The sequence below is a fragment of the Methylotenera sp. genome, from assembly GCF_030684185.1.
Taxonomy (GTDB): Bacteria; Pseudomonadota; Gammaproteobacteria; order Burkholderiales; family Methylophilaceae; genus Methylotenera.
This window is the reverse complement of sequence record NZ_JAUXOY010000011.1, coordinates 1-25,889: the sequence shown is the minus strand read 5'-3', so window position 1 is coordinate 25,889 and position 25,889 is coordinate 1. Positions and strand designations below refer to the sequence as shown.

The 25,889-nt window shown below is 44.5% G+C and carries 26 protein-coding genes and 1 tRNA gene; 16 read left to right on the top strand and 11 right to left on the bottom strand.

Annotated elements, in window-relative coordinates:
• Positions 1-147: 147 nt before the first annotated feature.
• On the bottom strand, positions 148-843 hold the full coding sequence (locus Q8J82_RS02085) for a YggS family pyridoxal phosphate-dependent enzyme (protein WP_304891082.1): 696 nt from the start codon (positions 841-843) through the stop codon (positions 148-150).
• Positions 844-940: 97 nt separating this feature from the next.
• On the opposite strand from Q8J82_RS02085, the gene Q8J82_RS02080 reads away from it, so the two are divergent.
• Positions 941-1,984, top strand: a complete 1,044-nt coding sequence (locus Q8J82_RS02080) for a type IV pilus twitching motility protein PilT (RefSeq protein ID WP_304891081.1) — start codon at positions 941-943, stop codon at positions 1,982-1,984.
• Between the two features lie 93 nt (positions 1,985-2,077).
• Entirely contained in the window at positions 2,078-3,214 is a 1,137-nt protein-coding gene (locus Q8J82_RS02075) for a PilT/PilU family type 4a pilus ATPase (protein ID WP_304891080.1), read from the top strand.
• A 251-nt stretch (positions 3,215-3,465) separates the two neighbouring features.
• Here Q8J82_RS02075 and Q8J82_RS02070 read toward each other — a convergent pair whose 3' ends face one another.
• The 9 genes from Q8J82_RS02070 to Q8J82_RS02030 form a co-directional block, all read right to left on the bottom strand.
• Positions 3,466-4,263, bottom strand: coding sequence for an OmpA family protein (locus Q8J82_RS02070; RefSeq protein ID WP_304891079.1), 798 nt, complete (start codon positions 4,261-4,263; stop codon positions 3,466-3,468).
• Positions 4,264-4,317: 54 nt separating this feature from the next.
• Complete coding sequence (locus Q8J82_RS02065; RefSeq protein WP_304891078.1) at positions 4,318-4,872, bottom strand: hypothetical protein; 555 nt, start codon at positions 4,870-4,872, stop codon at positions 4,318-4,320.
• 142 nt (positions 4,873-5,014) lie between these two features.
• A complete protein-coding gene (locus Q8J82_RS02060; protein WP_304891077.1) occupies positions 5,015-6,292 on the bottom strand; it encodes a dihydroorotase in 1,278 nt (425 codons plus the stop codon).
• The gene (locus Q8J82_RS02055) at positions 6,289-7,251 is read right to left on the bottom strand and encodes an aspartate carbamoyltransferase catalytic subunit (RefSeq protein ID WP_304891076.1); all 963 of its coding nucleotides are present in this window, start codon (positions 7,249-7,251) and stop codon (positions 6,289-6,291) included. Before Q8J82_RS02055 ends, Q8J82_RS02060 begins: the two co-directional genes overlap by 4 nt.
• Positions 7,248-7,805 (bottom strand): bifunctional pyr operon transcriptional regulator/uracil phosphoribosyltransferase PyrR, encoded by a 558-nt coding sequence (gene pyrR / locus Q8J82_RS02050; RefSeq protein WP_305326743.1) that lies wholly within the window; start codon positions 7,803-7,805, stop codon positions 7,248-7,250. The genes Q8J82_RS02055 and pyrR overlap by 4 nt, the downstream gene beginning before the upstream one ends.
• A gap of 41 nt (positions 7,806-7,846) precedes the next feature.
• Complete coding sequence (gene ruvX / locus Q8J82_RS02045) at positions 7,847-8,341, bottom strand: Holliday junction resolvase RuvX (protein WP_305327683.1); 495 nt, start codon at positions 8,339-8,341, stop codon at positions 7,847-7,849.
• The gene (locus Q8J82_RS02040) at positions 8,341-8,919 is read right to left on the bottom strand and encodes a YqgE/AlgH family protein (protein ID WP_304891073.1); all 579 of its coding nucleotides are present in this window, start codon (positions 8,917-8,919) and stop codon (positions 8,341-8,343) included. The genes ruvX and Q8J82_RS02040 overlap by 1 nt, the downstream gene beginning before the upstream one ends.
• Before the next feature lie 52 nt (positions 8,920-8,971).
• Complete coding sequence (gene ribBA / locus Q8J82_RS02035; protein ID WP_370868121.1) at positions 8,972-10,009, bottom strand: bifunctional 3,4-dihydroxy-2-butanone-4-phosphate synthase/GTP cyclohydrolase II; 1,038 nt, start codon at positions 10,007-10,009, stop codon at positions 8,972-8,974.
• A 40-nt stretch (positions 10,010-10,049) separates the two neighbouring features.
• A complete protein-coding gene (locus Q8J82_RS02030) occupies positions 10,050-10,679 on the bottom strand; it encodes a riboflavin synthase (protein WP_305326740.1) in 630 nt (209 codons plus the stop codon).
• Positions 10,680-10,807: 128 nt separating this feature from the next.
• On the opposite strand from Q8J82_RS02030, the gene Q8J82_RS02025 reads away from it, so the two are divergent.
• The 8 genes from Q8J82_RS02025 (at position 10,808) to lpxK (ending at position 20,243) form a co-directional block, all read left to right on the top strand.
• Entirely contained in the window at positions 10,808-11,554 is a 747-nt protein-coding gene (locus Q8J82_RS02025) for an HAD family hydrolase (RefSeq protein WP_304891070.1), read from the top strand.
• Between the two features lie 144 nt (positions 11,555-11,698).
• On the top strand, positions 11,699-12,994 hold the full coding sequence (locus Q8J82_RS02020; protein WP_304891069.1) for a lipoprotein-releasing ABC transporter permease subunit: 1,296 nt from the start codon (positions 11,699-11,701) through the stop codon (positions 12,992-12,994).
• Positions 12,987-13,673 carry a lipoprotein-releasing ABC transporter ATP-binding protein LolD gene (lolD, locus tag Q8J82_RS02015; protein ID WP_305327682.1) on the top strand — a complete coding sequence of 229 codons (687 nt, stop codon included), beginning with the start codon at positions 12,987-12,989 and terminating at the stop codon, positions 13,671-13,673. The genes Q8J82_RS02020 and lolD overlap by 8 nt, the downstream gene beginning before the upstream one ends.
• Positions 13,674-13,688: 15 nt before the next feature.
• Positions 13,689-16,127 carry a DNA internalization-related competence protein ComEC/Rec2 gene (locus tag Q8J82_RS02010; protein ID WP_305327681.1) on the top strand — a complete coding sequence of 813 codons (2,439 nt, stop codon included), beginning with the start codon at positions 13,689-13,691 and terminating at the stop codon, positions 16,125-16,127.
• A gap of 159 nt (positions 16,128-16,286) precedes the next feature.
• Complete coding sequence (locus Q8J82_RS02005) at positions 16,287-16,892, top strand: MotA/TolQ/ExbB proton channel family protein (RefSeq protein ID WP_305327680.1); 606 nt, start codon at positions 16,287-16,289, stop codon at positions 16,890-16,892.
• A gap of 36 nt (positions 16,893-16,928) precedes the next feature.
• Positions 16,929-17,351 (top strand): biopolymer transporter ExbD, encoded by a 423-nt coding sequence (locus tag Q8J82_RS02000; protein WP_305327679.1) that lies wholly within the window; start codon positions 16,929-16,931, stop codon positions 17,349-17,351.
• A gap of 52 nt (positions 17,352-17,403) precedes the next feature.
• Positions 17,404-19,170 carry a lipid A export permease/ATP-binding protein MsbA gene (gene msbA / locus Q8J82_RS01995; protein WP_305327678.1) on the top strand — a complete coding sequence of 589 codons (1,767 nt, stop codon included), beginning with the start codon at positions 17,404-17,406 and terminating at the stop codon, positions 19,168-19,170.
• A gap of 17 nt (positions 19,171-19,187) precedes the next feature.
• The gene (gene lpxK, locus Q8J82_RS01990; protein ID WP_305327677.1) at positions 19,188-20,243 is read left to right on the top strand and encodes a tetraacyldisaccharide 4'-kinase; all 1,056 of its coding nucleotides are present in this window, start codon (positions 19,188-19,190) and stop codon (positions 20,241-20,243) included.
• Positions 20,244-20,522: 279 nt separating this feature from the next.
• Here the strand turns inward: lpxK and Q8J82_RS01985 are convergent, their stop codons facing one another.
• Complete coding sequence (locus tag Q8J82_RS01985) at positions 20,523-20,774, bottom strand: helix-turn-helix domain-containing protein (protein ID WP_304891062.1); 252 nt, start codon at positions 20,772-20,774, stop codon at positions 20,523-20,525.
• Positions 20,775-20,915: 141 nt separating this feature from the next.
• On the opposite strand from Q8J82_RS01985, the gene Q8J82_RS01980 reads away from it, so the two are divergent.
• The 6 genes from Q8J82_RS01980 to Q8J82_RS01955 all read left to right on the top strand — a co-directional run bounded on the left by Q8J82_RS01980 (position 20,916) and on the right by Q8J82_RS01955 (position 25,729).
• Positions 20,916-21,980, top strand: coding sequence for a transferrin-binding protein-like solute binding protein (locus tag Q8J82_RS01980; protein WP_305327676.1), 1,065 nt, complete (start codon positions 20,916-20,918; stop codon positions 21,978-21,980).
• Positions 21,981-22,149: 169 nt separating this feature from the next.
• Positions 22,150-23,487, top strand: coding sequence for a surface lipoprotein assembly modifier (locus Q8J82_RS01975; protein ID WP_305327675.1), 1,338 nt, complete (start codon positions 22,150-22,152; stop codon positions 23,485-23,487).
• A gap of 68 nt (positions 23,488-23,555) precedes the next feature.
• The gene (locus Q8J82_RS01970; RefSeq protein ID WP_304907939.1) at positions 23,556-24,458 is read left to right on the top strand and encodes a 2OG-Fe(II) oxygenase; all 903 of its coding nucleotides are present in this window, start codon (positions 23,556-23,558) and stop codon (positions 24,456-24,458) included.
• Between the two features lie 103 nt (positions 24,459-24,561).
• Positions 24,562-24,741: a Trm112 family protein gene (locus tag Q8J82_RS01965; RefSeq protein WP_304907938.1), complete on the top strand. Its 180-nt coding sequence runs from the start codon at positions 24,562-24,564 to the stop codon at positions 24,739-24,741.
• Complete coding sequence (gene kdsB, locus Q8J82_RS01960) at positions 24,725-25,510, top strand: 3-deoxy-manno-octulosonate cytidylyltransferase (protein WP_370653554.1); 786 nt, start codon at positions 24,725-24,727, stop codon at positions 25,508-25,510. The genes Q8J82_RS01965 and kdsB overlap by 17 nt, the downstream gene beginning before the upstream one ends.
• A 142-nt stretch (positions 25,511-25,652) precedes the next feature.
• Positions 25,653-25,729 (top strand) — tRNA-Met (locus Q8J82_RS01955).
• Positions 25,730-25,889 lie beyond the last annotated feature (160 nt).

Below are 25,889 nucleotides of genomic sequence, written 5' to 3'. Positions count from 1 at the left end.
CTTTGCAAAAGTATTTATTGCGGCAAATTACTGCGTTGCGCGGTACTCGCAACCTCGCTGTACACCGCGTACTATCTCGGTTTCTGTGTTCCGTGCGCCTTGTACTTTATCCACACTAAACACTTTTGCAAAGGTCTCTATAACTGTCTATTTACTAGCGGCATACTTTCTGGCACCAAACAAGGCCGAACCTATTCTTACGATAGTCGCGCCTTGTTCGATTGCGATTGTGTAGTCGTCCGACATGCCGATAGAAAGGGTGTCTAAAGCAAAGCCTTTGGCTATCAGTGCATCATAACATTCTCGCACTTGTTTGAATTGAGCGCGTTGTTTATTATTGTCGTTGCTTGGTTCTGGTATCGACATTAACCCACGTAACTTTAATCGTGGCATTAAGGCAATGGCTATGGCAAGGGATTCTAACTCTTTTGGCGCAACGCCACTTTTACTCACTTCGTTGCTTGAGTTTACTTGAATGCATACTTGTAAAGGGGCTAAATTTTCAGGCCGGGCATCGTTTAAGCGCTGTGCGATTTTAAGCCTGTCGACACTATGAACCCATGAAAAATTTTGCGCAATGAGTTGTGTTTTATTGCTTTGAATAGGTCCTATAAAGTGCCACTCAATATTCAGGTCAGTCAGTTGCGATTGTTTCTCTATCGCCTCTTGCAGGTAATTTTCGCCAAATATCTTTTGTCCGGCGAAAAAAGCCTCCCGGATTGCCTGTGATGATTGCGCTTTACTCACTGCAAGTAGGCTAACATGCTGTTTGCAATGGTTAGTCGATTTTGTTGATTGAATTGTTGCTAGAATATCTTGCAAGCGATTAGCAATTGTGGTCATAATTCACTAAGCCTAAATTTACACAAATTAACGAGCGTATAGTTAAAAATAACACTATAAAGCTATAGCTACAATAAAATTATAACAGGAGCACGTTGTGGACATTTCAGATTTACTCGCATTCTCAGTTAAAAACAAAGCATCAGACCTACACCTTTCTGCCGGTTTGCCGCCGATGATTCGCGTACATGGTGATATACGTAAAATCAATGTGCCAGCTTTAGATCATACGGCAGTGCATGATATGGTGTATGACATTATGAGTGATGGGCAGCGTAAAGTTTACGAAGAAACTTTGGAGTGCGATTTTTCGTTTGAAATCCCCAATTTGGCGCGCTTTCGGGTCAATGCGTTTAATCATAATCGTGGTTCTGGGGCAGTATTTCGTACTATTCCCTCAAAAATATTGACACTAGAGGAGTTAAATTGCCCTGCGATATTTAAAGATATTGCTGACACTCCTCGAGGTTTGTGTTTGGTCACCGGGCCAACAGGTTCTGGTAAATCAACTACTCTGGCAGCGATGATTGATTACATTAACGATAAAGAATTCGCCCACATTTTGACGGTTGAAGATCCTATCGAGTTTGTGCATCAATCCAAAAAATGTTTGATTAACCAACGCGAGGTCGGCCCACACACGCTTTCATTCAACAACGCGTTACGTGCAGCTTTGCGTGAGGATCCTGATGTGATCTTAGTGGGTGAAATGCGTGACCTTGAAACGATACGTTTGGCGCTTACAGCCGCAGAAACGGGCCATATGGTGTTCGGTACGCTGCATACAAGCTCTGCGGCTAAAACCATCGATCGTATTATCGATGTGTTTCCTGCGGCGGAAAAAGAAATGGTACGTTCTATGTTATCTGAATCATTGCGTGCGGTAATATCGCAAACATTATTAAAGACTAAGGATGAGCAAGGGCGGATTGCAGCGCATGAAATCATGATTGGCACGCCCGCCATTCGCAACTTGATTCGTGAGGCGAAAATTCCACAAATGTATTCAGCCATTCAAACAGGTCAAAATGTGGGGATGCAAACACTTGATCAGAATTTACAGGATTTGGTTAAGCGCAATTTGGTTTCAGCGAATGAGGCGCGAAGTAAAGCGGCTAATAAAGACTCTATCATGGGCTAATTGGTAGGTGTAAATTTAGAGAGCTTTTTATTTGCTTTAGTAAAACATACATAATATTGAGCATTGCTCAGTTGGAATTAAGTAAGGAAAAAAATGGAAAAAGGTCAGGCAGAAAAGTTCGTATTTGATTTATTAAGATTGATGCTGGCAAAAAACGCATCTGATTTATTTATCACAGCCGGATTTCCACCCGCCATGAAAATTGATGGGAAAGTGACGCCGGTCAGCAGTCAGGTACTGTCAGCGCAGCAGACGCGTGAAATTTCGCGCTCTATTATGAATGACAAACAAACGGCTGAATTTGATGCTACCAACGAGTGTAACTTTGCGATTGGCATTCCCAGTGTTGCACGCTTTCGGGTAAATGCCTTTGTACAGCGCGGTTCAGTGGGGTTGGTATTCAGAACAATCACCACGAGAATTCCAGAATTTGAAGAGTTAGGTTTACCAGATGTACTGAAAGATATTGCAATGACTAAGCGTGGCTTAGTGATTTTTGTCGGTGGTACAGGATCGGGTAAATCTACTTCTTTGGCTGCCATGGTTGGCTACCGTAATCAAAATAGTTATGGCCACATTATTACCATTGAAGACCCTGTAGAGTTTGTGCATGAGCATAAAAACTGTATTGTGACGCAGCGTGAAATAGGCGTTGATACTGATAATTGGCATATCGCACTAAAAAACACGTTGCGCCAAGCGCCAGATGTTATTTTGATTGGTGAAATTCGTGATCGTGAAACAATGGATTATGCGATTGCTTTTGCTGAAACAGGCCATTTATGTATGGCGACTTTGCATGCCAATAGCACCAATCAGGCGCTAGACCGAATTATCAACTTTTTCCCGGAAGAGCGTCGTCATCAGTTGTTGATGGATTTATCTTTAAATACGCGCGCATTTATTTCGCAGCGATTAATTCCTAAAAAAGAAGGAAAAGGCCGTGCGGCGGCAATGGAAGTTATGCTAAATTCACCTTTGATTTCAGATTTGATATTTAAAGGTGATGTGCATGAAATTAAATCGATTATTGCTAAATCACGTGAACTAGGTATGCAAACTTTCGATCAGGCACTGTTTGATTTGCATGAGGCGGATATTATCACTTATGAAGATGCCTTGCGGAATGCCGATTCTGTAAACGATATTCGATTGAAAATTAAATTAGACGGAAAAGCATCGCATGGCAAAGATTTATCTGCTGGATTAGATAGTTTGGGAATCGTTTAGATTTTTTCTAGTTGAGACCTTTGCAAAAGTATTTATTGCGGAAAATTACTGCGTTGCGCGGTACTCGCAACCTCGCTGTACACCGCGTACTATCTCGGTTTCTGTGTTCCGTGCGCCTTGTACTTTATCCACACTAAACACTTTTGCAAAGGTCTCTAGTTAATAATTTTGTAGTAAAAAGCCGATGATAAAAATTCATCGGCTTTTTTATGAGCTTGCCCCGTCCGGACTATCAATTGCTCACGTTGTTTTTACTCAACAGAAACCTCGACGCGTCTAGCTGCTGCTAAATCACCATTACTTTCCACAGTTTCAGGTTTACGCATTTCAATTCTAGTTTCATCGATACCAGCTACTTTTAGCATTTCACGAACTGCTTTTGCGCGGTTCTTGGAAAGTTCTTCATTGGTAGCAAGATTACCTCGAGGGTCACTGTAGCCTGAAATAATAGCTTTAGCGTTACTGTTTGCTTTAAGCCATGCTATTGTTGCTGCGAGTGTTTGACTGGCATCAGCAGGTAGCGAGGATTTGCCTGTGTCAAAGTAAAGTTTTGCACTGGAAGGCGCGGTTATTGCAACAGGGCCACTAGCTTCGGCAGTCTTAACTAGCAATTGATTATCTACAATGACGCTAGAGCCAAAAAATGCTTGTGCTTCAGCACCTTTGGCCTGTTTGATTTCTTCATTATCTACACTTCCAGTGATCGTGACATTACTAGCATTGCCAGTAATCTTCCAGTCAGCACCACCTTTTAGCCAGGCGCTTAAATCTGCCGATTTCGTTATCCAGGAAATGCTGCCGACATCACCTATAGCGTCAAAGGCATCAGTGCTGCTTGCTGTAAAACTAAATGGAGCGACAGGCTCTGCTACGGCAACAGGGGTGCTAATGCTTGCACCTGCACAGCATGATGTTGCGTAGGCTGGCCCATGCTCGTGTTGCCAGTGCCAAAATAAATAGATGGACAGCAATATTGCTAATAGCCAAGTCCAAAAGGTATGCCCAAAACAGCAGTTGCTGTTTTGGGCATTATTTGTTGAGTTAGTCATGAGTGTAAAGCTCCTTATGCAGTGAGACAAACAAGAACAGAGTTAAGCCTTTGCTTACACACCACCACTTAATTTGTCTTGTAGTGCTTTAAGCTCAGACCATTTGTTTTCTGCAGCTAATGCAGCTTGTTGCGCCCAAGTGCCAGGTTTAGCTAATTTATAACGCGCTCCTGCGTCATCTAATACTTTTTGCATTTGCGGCACAGTTTGTTTTGCCAGTTGTGCGAATGTAATGACACCAGCATTATTAAATAGCTCGTTGATTTTAGGGCCTATGCCTTCCACTACCGTCAGGTCATTAGGACCTTTAAGTTTAAACCCTGCCGCTTTAGCTGCAGTTACATCTAGAACGAAGGTCTTAGGAATCTCTGCTGCCACTGGTTTTAGAGCTTTTGCATTGGGCGCGACAGGTGTAGCTGGTGCTACAGGCATGGCAGTCGTTAATGTGTTGGTAGTGCTGGGTTGTGTGTTGGTGGTGTTGTCACAGTAAGTTGTAGCGTTGTTTTTACATTTTGAACCACGGCAAGTGATAAGGCGGCATAACAACCAATTTAGAAGCCAGCCGATAAGAGCGCCTAATAAAAACCACCAAAAACAGCATGAAAACATAATAAACTCCTCAAGTTAATTGATTGCCAAGCTAATTGATTACCAAGTTATGAAAAGGTGCCAGACGGCTATAAATCAACTGTCTCATTGAACGCTAGTTTTCTTTTTACGTCAATGGCTTGCGTCTAAACGTAACAAAATTTTACTCGCTTTGATATACAACTTGACCGTGCACTAATGTGACTTTAACTTTACCAGCGATTTCCAGCCCGCTAAATGGTGTATTTTTACCTTGGCTTTTTAGTGCTTTAGGTTCAACTTTCCAATATTCATTCGCATCAAAGATGCAAATATCCGCGTCAGCATTCACGCTTAAATCACCAGCAGGAATTCCTAGGATTCTTGCAGAAGCTGAACTGATGCAGGCTATTGCATGTGACATAGCTAATTTTTCTTGCTGTGCCCATTTTAGGGTGAGTGCGAGTAGTAGTTCTAAGCCAGTGGCCCCTAATTCTGCCTCAGCAAAGGGGGCAAGTTTGGCATCGTCATCTACAGGCGTGTGGTCAGAGCAAATGGCATCAACCGTACCATCTTGCAAGCCGGCGCTCAGTGATTCTTTATCACGCTGGGTACGTAATGGCGGTTTAAGGTGACAATTGGCATCAAAATACGCAATATCATGTTCGGTGAGGTGTAATTGGTTGGCACTTACGTCGCAGCTTATATTTACGCCCTGTTTTTTGGCATTGCGTATCATATCCACGCCATCAGCCGTAGATAAACGACTAATATGTACGCGTGCGCCAGTTTCTTTGGCGATACGCAATATACTGGCAAGCGCTAATGCTTCAGCAGCGCTAGGAATGCCTTTTAAGCCTAGCCTGCTAGCGACTTCACCATCGTGCGCCACGCCACCTTTGGCTAAAAAGGGTTCTTCTGCGTGTAAAAATAAAGTAAAACCAAATGTCGTAGCGTATTCCATCGCGCGCCACAGTACTTGGGTGTCGGTAATCGCAATGTTTGCCTGCGAGTAGCCCACACAGCCTGCCTCACGCAGTGCGCCCATTTCAGCAAGCTCTTTGCCCTGTAGTTGTCGTGTTAGAGCACCCAGCGGGTACACGCGTGCAAGGTTGAGCTGTTTGGTTCTGTGCTTTAACATTTCCACCAAACCTGGTTCATCCAACACCGGATTAGTGTCAGGTTGGCAAGCCAGGCTGGTTACACCGCCAGCCACAGCGGCTTGCAATTCACTTTCTAATGTTGCTTTATATTCATTGCCAGGTTCTCGCAGCCTTGTAGACAAATCGACCAAGCCTGGGCAAACAATCAAACCGCTTGCGTCGATTGTTTGGTTAGCAACAAAGCTGTCAGGAGATTTTCCAAGCCCGACAATTTTGCCAGCGGCTATAAACACATCGAGTTTACTGTCGATATTGTTTTTTGGGTCAATGACGCGACCATTCTTAATGAGAATTTTCATGCTTGGCCTCCTTGGCCGCCAGCCAACATCGCCATTACCGCCATGCGAATCGCAATGCCGTAGGTGACTTGTGGCAGTATGACTGACTGCGCGCCATCAGCTACGCTGGAATCAATTTCTACGCCACGGTTCATTGGGCCTGGGTGCAACACGATGGCGTCTGGTTTTGCTAGACTCAACTTCTCTTGCGTGAGGCCGTAAGTTTTAAAGTATTCTTGCGAGCTTGGTAACATTGCACCATTCATACGTTCGTTTTGCAGGCGTAACATCATCACCACATCTACATCTTTGAGTCCTGCTTTCATGTCGTGAAACACATGCACGCCTAGCTTTTCTACATGAGTGGGAAGTAGTGTTTTTGGCGCTATTACGCGTACTTCCGGCACACCAAGCGTAGTAAGCGCATGAATTTCCGAGCGTGCAACTCGAGAATGCAGAACATCGCCCACAATAGCCACTCTTAAATTGTGTAAGTCTGGCTTGTATTTACGTATGGTAAACATGTCCAGCAAACCTTGTGTGGGGTGTGAGTGGCGGCCATCTCCGGCATTAATCACATGAATGTGATTCGGTACATGTTTGGCAATAAAGTGAGCTGCACCAGATTGTGAATGGCGCACCACAAACATGTCAGCGTGCATGGCAATCAAGTTGTCTACTGTATCTAAAATCGTTTCACCTTTAGATTGCGATGAGGTATTCACATTCAAGCTAATCACATCGGCAGATAGGCGTTTTGCAGCGATTTCAAAGGTTGTACGGGTACGGGTGCTGTTTTCAAAAAACAGGTTACAGACTGTTTTTCCACGCAACAACGGCACTTTTTTAACCTCGCGTTCAGCCACGCCTAAGAACGATTCAGCGGTATCTAATATTTGATTCAATATTTTTTTGGGTAGTCCTTCAATAGAGAGAAGGTGTCGTAAGCGGCCGTCAGTATCTAATTGCGGGTTATTCATGCTTGTGTTGACCCTGATGAAGGTTGTAATGTTAGGCTTTTTAGTTCAAGACTTAAGTGACCGTCAGTATTTTGTATCAATTGCAAATTCTGCGAGTGTTCTAAAGTAATATCTGCGGCTGTAATTTGCGGTGCAATTGGTAGCTCACGCCCACCGCGATTAACCAATGCAACCAGTGTAATGCTGGCGGGGCGACCATAATCAAACAGCTCATTCATGGCGGCACGTGTGGTGCGACCCGTATAAAAAACGTCATCAATGAGAATGATATGTTTGTTCTCCACATCGAATGGAATTTGACTAGGGCGATTTTCGGCTTTTAAACCGCGCTGCTCATAATCATCCCGATAAAATGAAACATCCAATGTGCCGTGTTCAATGGCGTTAGCGGCAATATCTTTTTCCAGCAAGATTAGCAATCTCTGCATCAGCCAAACGCCACCACTTTGAATGCCGACCAAAGCAGTATTGGGTTGCAGCAAGGGTTGGAGTTTCTGCGCGAGTGTTTTGAGCAGGTCTTCTGCGCTTGGTAATTTGATGTCTATTGAACTCATTTTGTTATTTTACTCGTAATTTTTTATCACCAACATTCAAGTTAAAGGCTGTCAAAATAACTCTGTAATATCGTCTGCGCCGCCACTTGGTCTAGCATTACTTTTTGCGCGCGGCCTTTGATGCCCGTTTGGTTTAACCTGTCACTTGCTTCAACTGAGCTATAGCGTTCGTCAATCAGCATGACAGGAATATTAAAACGCCCATTTAAACGCCTGGCAAACTTTTTGCAGAGTAGTGTCACGCTTGTTTCTGTGCCGTCTAAACTTAACGGCAAGCCGACGATGAGCAATTTTGGCTGCCATTCTTTGACTAGTTTGCTGATTGCTTCAAAGCGTACTTCATTGCTCTCGTTGACTATGGTGGTCAGCGGGTTAGTATTTGCTAAAACATGTTCGCCAACAGCTACGCCAATGCGCTGCTCGCCAAAATCAAAACATAAAACTGTGCTTGCTAATACTGTTTTTGCGTCATAAACATTTTCATTATCAATCAGTTGGCCGTGTCCCGTTGGCTTTACATCAATACCCGTTGCCATCAAGCGTGACCTGCCTCATCAGACAGCATGGCTGGATCAAAACCTAGCAATGCCATTGTTGCATTCAGTTTTTCGTCATAATCAGTTTCGTACAGAATCTTATGCAGAGTTTCTATATCTTTTGCCTGAACAGATAACCAGGAATTTTGTTTGATTTCATCTTCAAGCTGGCCTGGCGTCCAGCCTGCGTAGCCTAATGTGAGTAACATTTTTGTAGGGCCGCTACCGATGGCGACAGATTCTAAAATATCTTTTGAAGTGGTGAGTGCAGTGTTTTCCGCAATGGTAATGGTGCTATCCCATTCACCTGCAGCAGTTTCATGCAGTACAAAGCCTCGTTCAGGCTGAACGGGGCCGCCATACAGTACAGGCAAATCTGCGACTGAACTATTCAGCAACTCTACTTTGATTTTTTCAAACAGGGTGTCGTAGGTAATATCAGTAGGGCGGTTAATCATCACGCCCATTGCGCCGTCTTGGCTATGTGTGCAGATGAAAGTGACGGATTTCGCAAAAAATGGGTCTGTCATGGCGGGCATCGCGATGAGAAAGTGACCTGTGAGATTGATGTTTTCCAATGGTTTTATTCTAGCATATCTAGTTGTTTATTAAAGTGTTATTCAAACGTTGCTATTGTGCTTCTAAATAACCTGTAACTTCTAAGCCAAAGCCCGCCATGCTAGGCATTTTACGTGGCTTAGCCATTAGTTTCATTTTGCCTACGCCGCAATCCAAAAGTATTTGTGAGCCTATGCCATAAGTGCGTAATTCCTGGTTGATGCGTACTGGTTCATCTGCACCCTGAATGCGCTCGACGATAGCCTCCCCCGTTTCTTGCTGATGCAATAACACCATGACGCCTGCCGGAGCATTGGCGATAACTTTCATTGCTGCTAATGTATTCCAGCTATGCGAGCAGCTTGAACTATCAAGTAAATCAAAAATTGACAGCGGCTCATGTACGCGCACCAATGTTTCATTATCTGGCGTTGGCGTGCCTTTAATCAAAGCCAGATGCGTTTCTTTGGCAATTTTGTCTCTGTAAGCAATCAGTTTCATTTCGCCATAAGGCGTTTGTATCATGCGCTCGGCAGCACGTTCAACCAGGCGCTCGGTTTGGGCGCGGTACTGTATCAAATCCGCAATCGTGCCAATTTTAAGTTTGTGCTCTGCGGCAAACAGTATTAAATCAGGTAAGCGCGCCATACTGCCGTCGTCTTTTAATATCTCGCAGATGACGCTGGCGGGTTCGCAGCCTGCCAGGTGTGCTAAATCACAACCTGCTTCTGTATGGCCGGCACGCACTAAAACGCCGCCATCCATCGCCGCCAGTGGGAAAATATGCCCTGGACTGACTATATCTTGTGGTTTAGCTCTTTTGGCAACAGCCGCTTGCACCGTGCGTGCGCGGTCTGCTGCAGAGATGCCGGTGGTTACGCCTTCAGCCGCCTCAATAGAAACGGTAAAGTTGGTGCCCATGCGTGCGCCGTTTTTTTGTACCATTTTTGTCAGGTTTAGCTGATGGCAACGCGCCTCGGTGAGTGTTAAGCAAATCAAGCCGCGGCCATGTTTTGCCATAAAGTTAATATGCTCGGCAGTTGCGAATTCGGCTGCCAAAACTAAATCGCCTTCGTTTTCACGATTCTCGTCATCTACCAGCACCACCATACGACCATGTTTTATTTCTTCAATAATCTCTTTTGCTGTGCTAATCGTCACGTTGTGTTATTCCAGTATTTTTATCGTTTTCTTCAGCCCAAAGCGCCATGCGCTCCACATAGCGCGCAATTTGATCTACTTCCAAATTCACAAAGCTGCCAATTTTTAAAAATTGCAGAGTAGTATTTTCAAGCGTATGTGGAATTAAGTTGATGCTGAACACATCTGCCGCAATGGTGTTGATGGTCAGGCTAACGCCATTCACGCAGATTGAACCTTTCACTGCTATGTATTTTGAAATGACATGAGGCGCGCGAATATCAAGTTTCCAGCAGTCACCCAGTTGTTCAAAAAGTACTACTTCACCTACGCCATCGACATGACCGCTCACCAAATGACCGCCTAGCCTGTCACTTAGCCGCAATGCTTTTTCAAGGTTAACCGCATGTGGCTTATCTAGCCCTACCGTGACTGATAACGTTTCTTTGGACACATGCGCCTCAAAATGCGCGTCACTAAAATTAACTGCAGTCAGGCAAACGCCGTTTACCGCAATGCTATCGCCAGTTTTAACATCTTGCATGTCCAGCCCTATGCAAGAAATGTTAAGTTTAACGTCTTCACCCAAACGGCTTACGCGTTCGATTTGACCTACGGTTTGAATAATGCCTGTAAACATGATAACGCCTATAATTTTTAACGCAATTTTATCAGAGTTGGCATGCAATATGTTTCTGCTTGTTGACGCGATACAAAATATTGCGACATACTAGCTTTGCCACTACTGGCGAATTAGTAAGGATTCATATGCTACAAGCACTGATTTTTGATGTGGATGGAACTCTAGCCGATACTGAGCGTGATGGACATAGGCCTGCGTTCAATCAGGCATTTAAAGAGGCTGGTTTGGATTGGTACTGGGATGTTGCGCTTTATGGCGAGCTGTTAGCGGTCACTGGCGGCAAAGAGCGCATTAATTATTATGTGGCGAGCTATCATCCTGAATTAAAAATAGATGTGAATTTTGCTGTTACAGTAGCGATGTTGCACAGAGATAAAACGCGCATTTACACAGAGTTATTATCTAGCGGGAGAATCCCGCTTCGCACAGGGGTAAAGCGTTTATTGCTAGAAGCTAGAGCAACTGGCCTAAGGTTGGCGATAGCCACCACCACAACGCCAGAAAACGTGACGGCGCTACTTAAATACACATTGGGTGAAGATTCACTTGATTGGTTTGAAGTGATTGCGGCTGGGGATATCGTCCCTGCCAAAAAGCCAGCGCCTGATATTTACTTTTGGGCACTAGAAAAATTACAACTTAAACCAGCGGAATGTATTGCTTTTGAGGATTCAGAAAACGGCCTGAAATCAAGTTTGGGAGCAGGCTTGAAAACGGTGGTGACTATTAACGACTATACTGCCAACCATGATTTTACCGGCGCCGCTACAGTGCTAAGTGATTTAGGTGAACTAGAAGCGCCTTACCGAGTTTTGCATGGAGACTTAAATGGTGAAGGCTTTGTAAGCTTGGCCACTTTAGCTAAGTTGTAAAGCTGAGTGTGCCTATTATTTATAAGTGCGCCTATTATTTATTTGTTGCAGCCAATATATTGAGTGGTCAATTGTCTAAATTTGCTCAACCTGTTTCACAATATGTTTTTAAGCAAATCTATTAAGCCTGTTAGAATTTAGCCTATGTTAAAAAAAATAAAATCGCTCATTACTAAGTTTTCAGGATTCGAATTATTCGTAGGCATGCGTTACACGCGTGCTAAGCGCAAGAATCATTTTATTTCATTCATCTCACTCACCAGCATGATCGGTATTGCGCTTGGTGTGGCGGCATTGATTATTGTGTTATCTGTAATGAATGGGTTTCAAAAGGATTTGCGCACCCGTATTTTAGGTGTAGCTTCACATTTAGAAATCACAGGCAGCAATAACATGCTGAGTGATTGGCCGAATATTGCTGAATCTTCACTTAAGCGACAGCATGTGCTTGCAAGCGCGCCTTATATTATGGCGCAGGCCATGCTAAGTTATGGTCAGGGTGTGCAGGGGGCGATTGTTCGTGGCGTGTTGCCAGTCGCTGAAGATAAAGTGGCAGACCTTGGGCGTAACATGAAGGTGGGCAGTTTGAATGATTTACGCGAGGGTGAATTCGGAATTATTTTAGGCATGGATTTAGCCTATAACTTGGGTGCGCAAATGGGCGATAAGGTTGTCGTCATGGCGCCACAAGGTCAGTTTACCCCAGCTGGCGTGGTGCCACGCTTAAAGCAATTTACCGTGGTTGGTTTGTTTGGCAGCGGTATGCAGGAGTATGACGCTGGCTTGGCGCTGATACATATCGCTGATGCAGCGAAGTTGTACCGTATGGATGATAAAGTCTCCGGTGTTCGCTTGAAGCTGGACGATTTATTTATTGCACCTAATGTTGCGGCTGCCATTTCTAAAGACCTGAACAATCCACTAAATACTCACAGCGCTTATTACGTATCTGACTGGACGCAGCAACACTCCAATTTCTTTAAAGCAGTGCAAATGGAAAAGCGTGTGATGTTCATTATTCTGACGCTGATAGTGGCGGTAGCGGCTTTCAATATTGTTTCTACGCTCGTGATGGCGGTGACGGATAAACGTGCAGACATTGCGATTATGCGTACGTTTGGCGCCAGTCCAGGCAGTATTATGCTGATTTTTATTATTCAAGGTGCGCTAATCGGGGTGATCGGTACTTTAATCGGTGCGTTTTTTGGCATACTCATCGCGCTGAATATTGATACTATCATTCCGTTTATTGAAGGCTTGTTTCATGTGAAATTTTTAGCTAAAGATGTGTATCAGATTAGTGAAGTGCCTTCAGATCTGATATGGTCAGATGTGATTACGATTGTTATTATGTCGTTTATATTAAGTCTATTAGCAACCTTATATCCAAGCTGGCGCGCAAGTAAAATCAACCCTGCTGAGGCATTGAGATATGAATAGCATGGACTCTAGTAGCATAGTATCGTGTAGTGCATTATATAAAACTTATGAAGGTTTAGAAGTTGCTGTACTTAACGGCATTGACTTAAGTGTGAGTGCAGGTGAGCAAGTGGCGATTGTTGGAACTTCAGGCTCTGGCAAAAGTACGTTATTACACTTGCTTGGCGGATTAGATAACCCTAGTAGTGGTGAAGTAAGTATTCTCAACCAAAATTTAGCAACACTGAGTGAAACGCAAAAAGGTGGTTTACGCAATCAGTCGCTCGGCTTTGTCTATCAGTTTCATCATTTATTGCCAGAATTCACTGCGCTGGAAAATGTAGCGATGCCCTTGCTGATTCGACGTATGGCACGTGAGCAAGCATTAACTTTAGCCGCAGAAACACTAACCAAAGTAGGACTCGCGCATCGATTGGAACACATGCCAGGGGAGCTTTCTGGCGGCGAGCGTCAACGTGCTGCGGTTGCACGCGCGTTGGTTACGCAACCGCAATGCATTTTGGCAGATGAACCTACAGGTAATCTGGATCGCCATACTGCACATGCGGTGTTTGATTTATTGCTGGAAGTGAACCAAACACAGCAAAGAAGTCTGGTAGTGGTGACACACGACTTAGAGCTTGCAAAGAAAATGCAACGCCAATATAGGCTTGTTGACGGCAAACTGCAGCCACTTTAACAAAATATCCGGGTCATGATTATTGCAGCACTGATGTTTGTTTTTGGTGCTTGGGTCGTGCAGCAAATGGCGCAATTGCCAAGTCTCACCTGGATAGTGTGTGCTTCATTGAGCGCATTGATAATTTTTATCATGCAAGCATACCCAGGTTTTTTCAGATATTTTCAACGTCCAAAGTTTTTAAAAATTGGCTTGTTCAGCATTGCCGCCTTTCTATTTGGTGTTTGCTGGGCGAGTAGTTTTGCCGTTTGGCGAATGAGCGATGAACTGCCTCACGCTTGGGAGCAAAAAACGATTGCTATTGAAGGCGTGGTAGCAAGCCTGCCAGAAGCCACTGAACGTGGCGAGCGTTTTAGATTTGACGTAGAAAAAGTACTCACAAAAGACGCCATTGTTCCGCGCCATATCAGCCTGAATCAGTACCGCGCTAATCAATATGGTAGCCATAAAGAATCTGAAGAGGATTCAGCACAATTATCACAATTTCATGCAGGTGAGCGCTGGCTGTTGTCAGTGCGTCTAAAGCGCCCGCATAGCACTATAAATCCGCATGGTTTTGATTTTGAATCGTGGGCGTTAAGCGAAAATATTCGTGCTACAGGCAGCATTAAAAGCAAAGCGGGCATGAAGAAATTAGATAACTTTGTGTGGCGACCCAATTATGTCATCCAGCATTTACGTGAAAACACCCAGCAGCGCATTGCAAGGGTGCTTGCTGACAAACCATACAGTGGTGTTATTCAGGCGTTGGTGATGGGCGAAGATAGTCAAATAAGCGTCGATGATTGGCAGGTGTTTTTACGCACAGGTACAACGCATTTAATGTCTATCTCTGGGCTTCATATCACTATGTTGTCTGGCTTGGCGTTTGGTTTAATGAGCTTTTTCTGGCGTCGCATGCCCAAATTGGCAACACGAGTGCCTACACGAAAAGCTGCAGTGCTTGCGGGTGCAATGACAGCATTGGCTTACGCGCTGATTGCAGGTTTTTCTGTGCCAACACAACGGACTTTTTACATGCTGATGGTGTTTGCCATTGCTTTATGGTCGGGTCGGCAATTGGTGATTACACAAGTGTTGGCGTTAGCCTTGTGGATTGTCGTGTTGCTTGACCCCTGGGCGGTTAACGCACCGGGTTTTTGGTTGTCATTCGGCGCGGTGGCAATGCTGTCTTATGCATTAAGTGGGCGTATCGACCAAGCTCATTGGCTTAAAACCGCCTTGCAAACCCAGTGGGCGGTCACTATCGGCATGTTGCCGCTATTACTTATCATGTTTAATCAAACTTCCATTATCTCGCCCATTGCCAATGCATTCGCTATTCCCCTGATTAGTTTTGTGGTCACGCCGTTGGCGCTATTAGGTAGCTTTTTTAATATTGATTGGTTGCTGCAACTGTCACACAAGGCTCTGGAGCTGTGCATGTTTGTGCTTAACTGGTTAAATCAGTTACCTATGGCGATTTGGCAACAACATTCCCCGCCCACTTGGACACTTTTTCCGGCGCTGTTCGGCGTGCTGTGGATACTTTTACCTCGAGGTTTTCCTATGCGCTGGTTAGGATTGATTGGTTTTTTACCTATGTTGTTGATTGTGCCGGTGCGCCCAGCTCTAGGCGACATGAAAGTCACTGTGTTAGACGTGGGGCAGGGTTTAAGTGTGGTGGTGCAAACAGCCAAACATAACTTGCTATATGATGCGGGCCCTAAATTTAATGCACAAAGCGATGCGGGCAGTCGTATCATCGTGCCATTCTTGCGTGGTGAAGGTGTTAGCCGATTAGATGGATTCATTGTGAGTCATGATGATATCGACCATAGTGGCGGCATGTCGTCAATACTGACACTCATGCCAGTAACATGGCTTGCAAGCTCAATGCCGGCCGATGCGGACATTCCAGCAGCACAGAAGAAAATGCAGTGTTTTGCTGGACAAGCATGGGCGTGGGACGGTGTGCACTTTGAAGTGTTGCATCCAGTTTTTGAAAGCTATGATGATGCCACGCTTAAAGACAACTATCGAAGCTGTGTGCTGAAGGTTACCAGCCAATCCGGCAGTGTGTTAATTACAGGTGATATAGAAAAAGATGCCGAGCGTGATTTGTTAAGTTTGAACCCGGATGCGCTTAAGAGCGACGTCATCATTGTGCCTCATCACGGCAGCAAAACGTCATCCACTCCAGGTTTTATTGAGGCAGTTTCACCGAGTATTAGCATATTCACCCCTGGCTATTTGAATCGCTACAAACATCCCAGGCCTGAAGTGATTGAACGCTACCAAGCAGCAAATAGCCTTTTGTATCGTTCAGATTACAATGGTGCGATTGAAATGCGCTTTATTAATCACAGCCAGGTTAATCACAGCCAGGTTAATCAAGATGAAATTACACAGAGCAAAATTCATCTATTAAGCTGGCGCGATCAATATAAACGCTATTGGCAAAGCACCTTTTAACCTAATTAATGTAGAGCATTAGCACTGGATATTTGTAAAACCAATGCAGTTGAAGCTTGCCCAAAAGCGGGCGACAAGCTAAAGTATCGCAGGGATAAATTCCAACTAGCTTTTTACGAATGATTAACAGATATATTTTGAATTTTAGGGAGTTGTGCTGTGTGGGAGATTATTGAACTGGCTGGATGGACTATTTGGCCGTTAATTATGGCGTCTGTGGGGGCTTTTGCAATTATAGGCGAACGTATTTTTGCGTTGCGCGAAAATAGCGTTGCGCCTAAAAACTTATTGCCAGAACTGCAAGCGTGGCTTGCTAAGGGTGGTGTTACTTCAGAAACCGTTAGTCGTTTAGAGCAGCACTCATTGTTAGGACAATTGTTCGCAACTGCATTGTCAAATTCTAAATACTCGCGTGAAGTAACAAAAGAAGCGATTGAAGAGACTGGTCGTTCGGTAGCGCATCAGTTAGAAAAATATTTGCCCATACTGGCTACCATCGCAACGGTTGCACCGTTATGGGGATTGTTTGGCACAGTGTTAGGTATGGTTCATTTGTTTGGTGCATTTACTAGCAGTGGTCACGATGTGGCCTTATTCGCACGCGGCATTTCTGAGGCGCTGTATAACACAGCAGGCGGTATTATTGTGGCTGTTCCAGCGATGATTGCATATCGTTATTTCCGTTCAAAAGTGGATGGTTTATTAGTTGATATGGAGCAACAGGCGATTAAGCTGGTTGAAATTCTTCACGGTGAACGTAAATGATTCGTTCAAATTTTTTTCTGAGCTGAGTAACTACCTATGAATTTTCAACGCGGAAGGCATCATGAAGAGTTTGAGATGAATCTCATCCCTTTAATTGATGTGCTGTTAGTGATTATTATTTTCTTGATAGTGAGCGCAACGTTCTCGCGCACCAGTGAGTTGCAAATCAACTTACCTACCGCTGAAGCTAATACGCCACAAGAAAAACCGTTGACGATTGAAGTCGGCGTTGATGCCAGTGGTAAGTATGTGGTGAATGGCAAAGGTTTGGCTGATTCGTCAGTATCCGGAATCAGTGCAGCGTTGCAGGCGGCTGCTAATGGTGGCAAAGAACCCACCATTATTATTAATGCCGATGCAAAAACAACGCATCAATCTGTCATCGATGTGATGGAAGCCTCACGAACTGCTGGCTATACTCACATTACATTCGCCACACAATCTAAAGCGGGCTCTTAAATTCTTATTTTTTTAAAATCATTTCTACTTGATGTGCAAGTCGACGTTAAACATGTCGAAATCTAACATTAAAGAAACAAAACGAAAACTCCAGATGACAGGAGCCCCTAATTCAAAAATACTGTATCTGCGCTTATTTAGATATGCATGGAAATACAAAGCAGTATTTTTAGGCGGCGTTCTCGCGCTAATTGCTTTGTCGGCCAGCAACACTGCCTTCTTGGCAACAATCAAACAAGTGACTGACGAAGGTTTCGTAAAACAGTCTGCAGATAAAGTGGCTTATCTTCCCTTTATGTTATTTGGCTTGTTAGCTTTACGCGCTTTGGCAGGTTTTATTTCTAGCTTTTCTATGCGTTTGGTTGCAAGGCGTGTGGTTGCAGATTTACGGCTAGATACATTTCGTCAACTCATGCGCTTACCCGTTAGTTTTTTTGATGAGCAATCCGCCGGAATTGTGATTTCCAAGCTCACCTATGATGTTGAGCAAATGGCAAATGCCGCGACAAAATCTGCATTGACCTTAGTGCGAGATACTTTAACTGCAATTGGTATTGTCGGTTATATGCTGTATCTGGATTGGCGTCTTACAATGATTTTTGCGTTAATAGCACCAATCATGGCGTTTTATTTAAAAACTATGACGCCCCAGTTGCGCAATGCTGGTAAAGAGGTGCAATCCTCAATTGGTGAGATGACCAAAGTGGCCGAAGAGGCGGTATCTGGTCAGCGGATAGTGAAGATTTTCGGTGCGCAGGCTTATGAAAACGAACGTTTTGCCAAAGTGGTGGGTAAAAATCGGCACATGCAAATCCGTTTAGCGCGATTATCCAGTATGAATAGTATGGTGGTAGAGTTGCTTGCTGCCGTTTCACTAGGGATGGTTGTTTACTATGCCGTAGGGCGTTTCAGTGCGGGTGAGTTTGCCGCATTTGTTGGCGCATTGTTAATGTTAATCGCGCCCATTAAAAATCTAACAGCAATGAATGAGGATGTTCAGGTTGCACTTGCGGCGGCACAAAGCGTATTTGGCGTGATTGATATAAAGCCAGAGTTGGATGAGGGAGATAAGGCTATCTCTCGCAGCAAAGGTGAAATCGAGTTCAAACACGTAAATCTTACTTATAACAATGCTAAGCGTCCTGCGTTGAATGATATTAGTTTTAATATTCGACCAGGAGAGAAATTGGCATTAGTGGGGCGTTCTGGCGGCGGTAAGACTTCACTTGTTAATCTGCTTCCAAGATTTTATGAGTTGCAACAAGGTCAAGTATTGTTAGATGGCGTTGATATGCGGACATTGCCATTGGCTGACTTGCGCCAGCAGTTCTCACTGGTTAGTCAGGATGTGATTTTGTTTAATGATACTGTTTTTAACAATATTGCTTATGGCGTATTGCGTAACTCGAGTGAAGAAGAGGTGATTAATGCTGCAAAAGCAGCACACGCATGGGACTTTATTCAGCAGTTGCCTAAAGGTTTGCAAAATGAGATAGGCGATAGAGGGGTACGCTTATCTGGCGGGCAGCGTCAGCGTATTGCTATTGCTCGTGCAATATTGAAAAATGCGCCTATATTATTGCTCGATGAAGCAACTTCTGCGCTTGATACTGAATCTGAGCAACACGTTCAGGCCGCATTAGATAAATTAATGCACAACAGAACCAGTATTGTCATTGCTCATCGCCTGAGCACTGTTGAAAATGCAGACCGTATCATGGTAATGGAACATGGCGAAATTGTCGAAAGCGGCACTCATGATGTACTGATAAAGCAAGGCGGTCACTATGCTAAGTTATATCAAAAACAATTTAGTTGAACCCTGCTCAGAATCTGATGGCTAATTGGCTACAAAAACAATGGGCAAGTGCCACACTGTGGCACATTTTACTCATTCCACTTTCTTGGGTTTTTGGCGCGATGGTTTATATTCGCGCGAAACTCTACAAAACTGGCTGGTTAACAAGTACCCGCTTACCCGTGCCAGTGATTGTAGTCGGCAATATCAATGTTGGCGGCACAGGCAAAACACCGTTTGTAATATGGCTGGCAGAGCAATTTCGACAACAAGGTTATAGCCCAGCCATCATCAGCCGAGGTTACGGCGGCAGTACAAAACAAGTCGCCGAAGTGTTCGCCAATAGCAACCCAGCCGAAGTTGGCGATGAGCCTGTACTTATTGCAAAACGCACAAACTGCCCCATGTTTGTTGGCGCAAATCGCGTTGCGGCGGGTCTTGCCTTATTGCAAGCGCACCCACAATGCAACGTAATTATTAGCGACGATGGCCTACAACACTACCGCTTACAGCGCGATGTTGAAATTGCCGTGATAGCAAGCGAACACAGCTTTGGCAACGGCGCGCTACTACCAGCAGGGTCGCTAAGAGAACCCATAACAAGGCTCAATACGGTAGATGCGATTGTAAGCAATGGCCTGTTGATAAATGGCGCTGAAGGTTCGTACCTAAATACCCCCTCGCCCTTTAAGAGAAAGGGCTGGGGAGAGGGTACTTCACAAAACACACCTCGCCCGCAAATATTCCCCATGCAACTCACTACCAGCCACTTTTACAACGTAGCCAACCCGCAAATAACCAGCACCACACAAGCTTTTTCCAGGCAAAACATAGTCGCCATCGCAGGCATCGGCAACCCTGAGCGTTTTTTTAATCAATTAACAGCCTTAGGGCTACAATTTGAACCACAAGCATTTGCCGACCACCACGCCTTTACCGCACAAGATTTAGCCCCTTACGCCCATAAAACAATTTTAATGACCGAAAAAGATGCCGTAAAATGCCGTGCATTTGCAACGGCTAACGCGTGGGCATTGCCCGTGAATGCGGTTGTTAGCCATGATTTATTGCTAACAATATTAAGTAAAATTTAACCCAGATTTTCCATTAGGACTTGGAATGGTAACGCCACACAGTTTGATGGATTTTTTGTGCAAATTTTCTGTCAATAGAATCACTATTGCCCATAAAATTTGCACAAAAAAGATGCAAAATGGGCAAGTTAACATTCAAGTAGATGGAAAAATCGCCTAATGGAAAATCTGGGTTTAAAGCACCACGGCATTGAAAAAATGCGTTTGGTAAGAGCGGATTTATTCGCGATGCAATGTGACCGTCGCGAATAAACTCGCTCTTACTCACATAGCCCGAAGTCAACGTAGCCCTGTATGCTTATTCACCAGCTCAAAAAACTCAAAGACGCTTAAATCTAGGGCGTTTGCAATCACTTCAAGTGCGCTCAAGGTTGGGTTGGCGCAACCAGTCTCAATGCGGCTTAAATAGGTGCGAAAAAACCCACATTTTTCAGCAAACTGTTCTTGATTCATACCGAGCTCTAAACGTAAGCGACGAATACACTCCCCCACCTGTTTTGCTAGCGGCCATGATTTTGTCTGTAACTTCATTGCACCACTATGTATATTGTGCTTTAATTCATACACACACTAATTCATACATTTCTAGGGAGTGAGTTAGTTTTTTTATCAATGTGCCATGCAGTTGCTAATTGGCAATGGCTGATGGCTAGTTTATTAACAGGAATAAAAATGAAAAAAACCTATCAAAAAAATAATGCAGTAACATACGTTCACAATGTATTTAAACCAAATGTATTTAAACCAAATGTATTTAAATTAAGCATTATTTCAGCACTAGTTGTTTCACTGAGTGGCTGCTTAGGCGGCGGCACAAACCCGGTTGTAGCTCCAGCTCCAGCTCCAGCTCCAGCACCAGCTCCAGCTCCAGCTCCAGCTCCAGCTCCAGCTCCAGCACCAGCACCAGCACCAGCACCAGCACCAGCACCAGCACCAGCTATTTCAGGCTCGTCAGTAAGTGCGGTAATCGCATATAATTACGCAAATGACACTGCTAGCTTTACTTCAAGTGCGATCGACACTGGTTTTGTATTAACACCAACAGGATCAATTATTGGTGGTACGGTTACTGGTTTAGCGATAACCACAACAAATGCAACAACAACAGGAACTGATTTATCCATTCAAGCAGGTGCTGGCAATACAGTAAACTCCAGTGCGGGTGTGGCAGATGCATCTATCACACCTACAGCAAGCAATGCTGCTGAGTTGTATGTGGTTCAACCTACAGGCTATTCTTATACGCAGTTTGGTGATTGGTATCAATGTAGTGCAAATTGCCTTTCAGGGGTAAGCACAGAAGTAGGTGGATTTTTTGTTAGGGGTGAAGTTACTTCGCCGGCAAACATCCCCACAACTGGCAGCTACACATACAATGGTAATGCTTATGGTGCTGGCATTGATGCAGCAGGTAATGCCGGGAGTGGTACAGCTACAATGACCGCAACCGCTGACTTTGTAACGCGTAGTATTGCTTTTGCTACGAGTAATACTATTGTGCAACCATTTGCAGGCGGCGCGCCACTGGCAATGCCAGAGCTTGATATTTCAGGTACGCTTATTTACGCGGCTGGTCAAAACCGGTTTACTGGCCCGGTAAATTCTGGCGCTGGCGCTACCGCCATGTCTGGCACTGCAACTGGCCAATTTCATGGTGCAGCTGCGCAAGAAATTGGCGGCATATACTCATTAACTGGGGCAGGTGGGGCTCAACTTGGTGGATTTGTAGGAAAATAAGTAGAGTTTATGCAATATAAAAAGCCCACAGCATGGTTTGTGGGCTTTTTTGTGGTTGTGTAGCCATACAACTTTTGTTGTAGGAGCGCAATTTATTGCGCGAATGCGAATTGACCATATCGCGCAATAAATTGCGCTCCTACAGCCCTTCTTTTCTTAGGTCTCCCCCATGAAATTTATTCTATGCTTAGCCAGCTTGGCATTGAGTGTCAGCGCGTATGCCGATGGCGCACCGATTGGTGCCAGCGCGCCTGTGAATGCGTTAGCAAAGTCAGATGAAGCCGTTAATCAGCAGGCAGACTCGCGTATCACTCAGCTAGAAAGCCTTTTTGCTACACAAAAGCTAGAAGAGCTCAAGCTCTTACTCACCACATTACGCGCTGAAAAACAGCCTCACCTAGCGGTGTTGTTTATTTCAGGCATGTTAGCCTCGCAAGAAGGCGATTATAAAACAGCTGCCGATGAGTTTCGCGCCATGCTCACGCGTGACCCAAGTTTGATTCGCCCGCGTTTAGAATTAGCTTTGGTATTGCAAAAAGCAGGCGATAGACAAAGTGCCAAATACCATTACGAGCAAGCCTTGGCGGGTAATATTCCCGATGAAGTGCGCCGCACTATTTATAAGCAGTTAGGCGATATTCGTGAGCGGTTGCCTTCAGTGCGGCTTTCACTTGATATGGTGAGTGACAGCAACCCAAAACAAGCAGCCAATAGCCGTGTTATCACCATAGGCGGCTTGCCTTATACGCTAAACGATAGCAGTAAAGCCAAAACCGAGTATGGGTTAGCGTTATCTGCCGATGTGCATTGGCCGTTGCCAGCCGACCCCACTTGGTATGCGCATGCCTACACGGAAATTAACGAATACGCACAGCGCGATTTAGATTCTATGTACGGTCAAGTAACCGTTGGTAAACGCCTATATTTTGGGCAAAATAATCTGTCGGCAGAAGTGGGTGGGCATGTTTCTAGCTACCAAGACCGCAAACAATATGATGGCTTGCAAGTGCGCGGCACAGGCTTTATGCGAATTTCACCAAAATTAGGTGTTACCAGCGAGCTAAGCTACAAAACCTACAATTACGAAAGGCTGCCTTATTTAGATGGCAATATGAAAAGCGTTAATGTGACAGGTATTTATATTCCACAAGCCACGCAACGCTTGGAGTTAGGTGCAGGGTTTAGCCGTTATTTGGCGCAAGAAGATGCTTATACCTATAACCAACCCAGCCTAAGCGCACGCTTTATGCAGGAGTGGCAAGGCGGCTGGCTAACAGGCGCGCGAATTCAAGGCTTGGTGGCAGGTTACGCCGCACCAGACCCATTTTTTGGTATAACACGCCATGATAAAGAAGTACGCGTAGAGCTTGATGTGCTCAATAGAAAGTTAAAGTTTTTGGCGTTTTCGCCAAAGCTGTTGTTGGGCTATGTGCAGCGGGATTCAAATTTAGAATTGTATAGTTATCAGCGTTGGTACGGTAGAGTGGGGCTGAGTACGGAGTTTTAAGATTTGCGTAATTCCAAGACGTATAAGTAGGTGCAAGCACCTTCTAAAGCGCTTTCTAAGGTAGTGATATGACAAATAATACAAAACAAACACCAACCCTAAACCAATGGCTAAAATCACAAATAGCACGGGGCTGTGCATTTAACGATATGGTGGCCTCTATGCAAACCGCAGGCTATGCGCAGGCAGATGCGCAAGCGCAAGTCACACAGGCTTTTGTGGCGAGCAGCACAATGACAGATGCAACTATGCCAGTAACATTGCTTGAGCAAAACGTTGCAACCACATTCACTTTTAGTCAATCAGCATCCCCGATGGCGGATAGCCAACCCGTTTATCAGCGCACGCATTGTTATACGCCTAACCTTGAATTTATACCAAGCTTCACGCTACATGCGCCACGCATCATGGTGTTTGACCAATTTTTAAGCGATGAAGAATGTGATACTTTAATTGCGTTATCGCAAGCCAAAATTGAAGACTCACGCGTAGTTGATCCCAAAACAGGTGAATTTGTATTGCACCCAGAACGCACCTCGCGCGGCACGCATTTTGAGCATCAAAGTAATGCGGTGGTGATTGCCCTTGAAAGCCGTATTTACACGTTATTTGGTTTTGCGGTGAACCACCAAGAAGCCACGCAAATATTAAATTACCCAGTAGGCGGTGAGTATCGGGCGCATTATGATTATTTTTCGCCAACTTTAACAGGTAGCCAAGCGATTTTGGCGCAAGCTGGGCAACGGCTCGCCACTGTTGTGATGTACCTAAATGCGCCAAAAGAGGGCGGCGGTACAGCGTTCCCCAATATCGGGCTGACCGTTACCGCTAAAAAAGGCAGTGCGGTTTACTTTGAAAATGTAGATTTAAATGGGCATGTAGATACACAAACCTTACATGCAGGCTTGCCCGTGTTAGCAGGCGAAAAGTGGATTGCAACAAAATGGTTGCGCGAGAGAGCTTTATTTTAGCAGCTAAGTTTGGTAGTCGTATTTAAAACTCATTTCATGTAAAGGCCTCACGCGGTATAATTTTTCAGTACGCTATGTAATATAGTGAAAATGAGAAATTAAAATGGATGCAAAACTGTTACAAATTTTAGTATGCCCAGTGACCAAAGGGCCGCTAATCTACAACAAAGCCAGCAACGAGCTTATTTCTAAGTCTGCACGCCTAGCGTATCCTATTAAAGATGGCATTCCCGTGATGCTTGAAGATGAAGCCCGCAAATTAACAGATGATGAAGTTGCATAGTTTGAAGCATCAAACCCCAGAATTCTATGTAGTCATCCCGGCACGCTATGCCAGTACTAGGTTACCAGGAAAGCCTCTGTTAGATATTGCAGGTAAGCCTATGGTAGCTTGGGTGGCTGAACGCGCCAAACTAAGCGGTGCAAAACAAATTGTTGTTGCAACAGATGATTTACGCATTGTAGAAACACTTAAACAATATGGTCATCAGGCAATGATGACGAGAGCCGACCATGCAAGCGGTACTGATCGTATTGCAGAAGTAGCACTGTCACAAGGTTGGCATGACGATGCAATTGTTGTAAATGTCCAAGGTGACGAACCCTTAATAGAGGCTTCGTTGATAGTTGAAGTTGCCGCAACATTGAGCGACCGCTCAGACGCAGTCATGGCGACAGCATGCCACGCAATTCATAGTAAAGCAGATTTCTTAAATCCCAATATTGTAAAAGTAGTTTTGGATGCGCAATATAACGCGCTATATTTCAGTCGAGCCCCTGTACCATACCCTAGAGATGCTTTCGCGGCAGGTTCCGATCTGCCGTTAGACATGCAGGCTTATCGCCACATAGGCATATATGCTTACCGGGCAAAATTTCTTAAACAGTATGCCAGCATACAGCCTAGTGCCATTGAGCGGATTGAATGTTTAGAGCAACTCAGGGTATTGCATCAAGGGTATAAAATTGCAGTATCAATTTCCGAAAACGCACCTGCAGCTGGCGTAGATACTCAGGAAGACCTAGATTACGTTCGAAGTCTAATGTACTGATTATTCATATACGTATGATTGAATGCGAAGATTCGCAATGAAAAAACAGAAGTTATTATAAAAAAAACCCGTAAAAGTTCTTGCGGCTGAAGGCTGAATTTGCTATAGTCTCACCTCTCGATGACAAGTACGTCGAATCGGACGCGGGATGGAGCAGTCTGGCAGCTCGTCGGGCTCATAACCCGAAGGTCACAGGTTCAAATCCTGTTCCCGCAACCAAAGATTTACAAGTGTGCAGTACGCTCAATAATAAATACGAAACATTTCAAATTTATGATTGACGAGGCTTAAAAGCTCTGTATAATGCGCACCTCGTTAACGCAAAGCGTTGACGAGAAGTTGAAAAAAACATATTTTCGACACAGCTCTTTAACAATTT

Bases quoted from the DNA above. Each gene is read 5' to 3' on its own strand.
- Q8J82_RS02085 (WP_304891082.1), bottom strand. From the start codon at position 843: ATGACCACAATTGCTAATCGCTTGCAAGATATTCTAGCAACAATTCAA.
- Q8J82_RS02075 (WP_304891080.1), top strand. From the start codon at position 2,078: ATGGAAAAAGGTCAGGCAGAAAAGTTCGTATTTGATTTATTAAGATTG.
- Q8J82_RS02070 (WP_304891079.1), bottom strand. From the start codon at position 4,263: ATGACTAACTCAACAAATAATGCCCAAAACAGCAACTGCTGTTTTGGG.
- Q8J82_RS02065 (WP_304891078.1), bottom strand. From the start codon at position 4,872: ATGTTTTCATGCTGTTTTTGGTGGTTTTTATTAGGCGCTCTTATCGGC.
- Q8J82_RS02060 (WP_304891077.1), bottom strand. From the start codon at position 6,292: ATGAAAATTCTCATTAAGAATGGTCGCGTCATTGACCCAAAAAACAAT.
- Q8J82_RS02055 (WP_304891076.1), bottom strand. From the start codon at position 7,251: ATGAATAACCCGCAATTAGATACTGACGGCCGCTTACGACACCTTCTC.
- pyrR (WP_305326743.1), bottom strand. From the start codon at position 7,805: ATGAGTTCAATAGACATCAAATTACCAAGCGCAGAAGACCTGCTCAAA.
- ruvX (WP_305327683.1), bottom strand. From the start codon at position 8,341: ATGGCAACGGGTATTGATGTAAAGCCAACGGGACACGGCCAACTGATT.
- ribBA (WP_370868121.1), bottom strand. From the start codon at position 10,009: ATGGTGGTGCTGGTAGATGACGAGAATCGTGAAAACGAAGGCGATTTA.
- Q8J82_RS02030 (WP_305326740.1), bottom strand. From the start codon at position 10,679: ATGTTTACAGGCATTATTCAAACCGTAGGTCAAATCGAACGCGTAAGC.
- Q8J82_RS02025 (WP_304891070.1), top strand. From the start codon at position 10,808: ATGCTACAAGCACTGATTTTTGATGTGGATGGAACTCTAGCCGATACT.
- Q8J82_RS02020 (WP_304891069.1), top strand. From the start codon at position 11,699: ATGTTAAAAAAAATAAAATCGCTCATTACTAAGTTTTCAGGATTCGAA.
- lolD (WP_305327682.1), top strand. From the start codon at position 12,987: ATGAATAGCATGGACTCTAGTAGCATAGTATCGTGTAGTGCATTATAT.
- Q8J82_RS02010 (WP_305327681.1), top strand. From the start codon at position 13,689: ATGATTATTGCAGCACTGATGTTTGTTTTTGGTGCTTGGGTCGTGCAG.
- Q8J82_RS02000 (WP_305327679.1), top strand. From the start codon at position 16,929: ATGAATTTTCAACGCGGAAGGCATCATGAAGAGTTTGAGATGAATCTC.
- msbA (WP_305327678.1), top strand. From the start codon at position 17,404: ATGTCGAAATCTAACATTAAAGAAACAAAACGAAAACTCCAGATGACA.
- lpxK (WP_305327677.1), top strand. From the start codon at position 19,188: ATGGCTAATTGGCTACAAAAACAATGGGCAAGTGCCACACTGTGGCAC.
- Q8J82_RS01985 (WP_304891062.1), bottom strand. From the start codon at position 20,774: ATGAAGTTACAGACAAAATCATGGCCGCTAGCAAAACAGGTGGGGGAG.
- Q8J82_RS01980 (WP_305327676.1), top strand. From the start codon at position 20,916: ATGAAAAAAACCTATCAAAAAAATAATGCAGTAACATACGTTCACAAT.
- Q8J82_RS01975 (WP_305327675.1), top strand. From the start codon at position 22,150: ATGAAATTTATTCTATGCTTAGCCAGCTTGGCATTGAGTGTCAGCGCG.
- Q8J82_RS01970 (WP_304907939.1), top strand. From the start codon at position 23,556: ATGACAAATAATACAAAACAAACACCAACCCTAAACCAATGGCTAAAA.
- Q8J82_RS01965 (WP_304907938.1), top strand. From the start codon at position 24,562: ATGGATGCAAAACTGTTACAAATTTTAGTATGCCCAGTGACCAAAGGG.
- kdsB (WP_370653554.1), top strand. From the start codon at position 24,725: ATGATGAAGTTGCATAGTTTGAAGCATCAAACCCCAGAATTCTATGTA.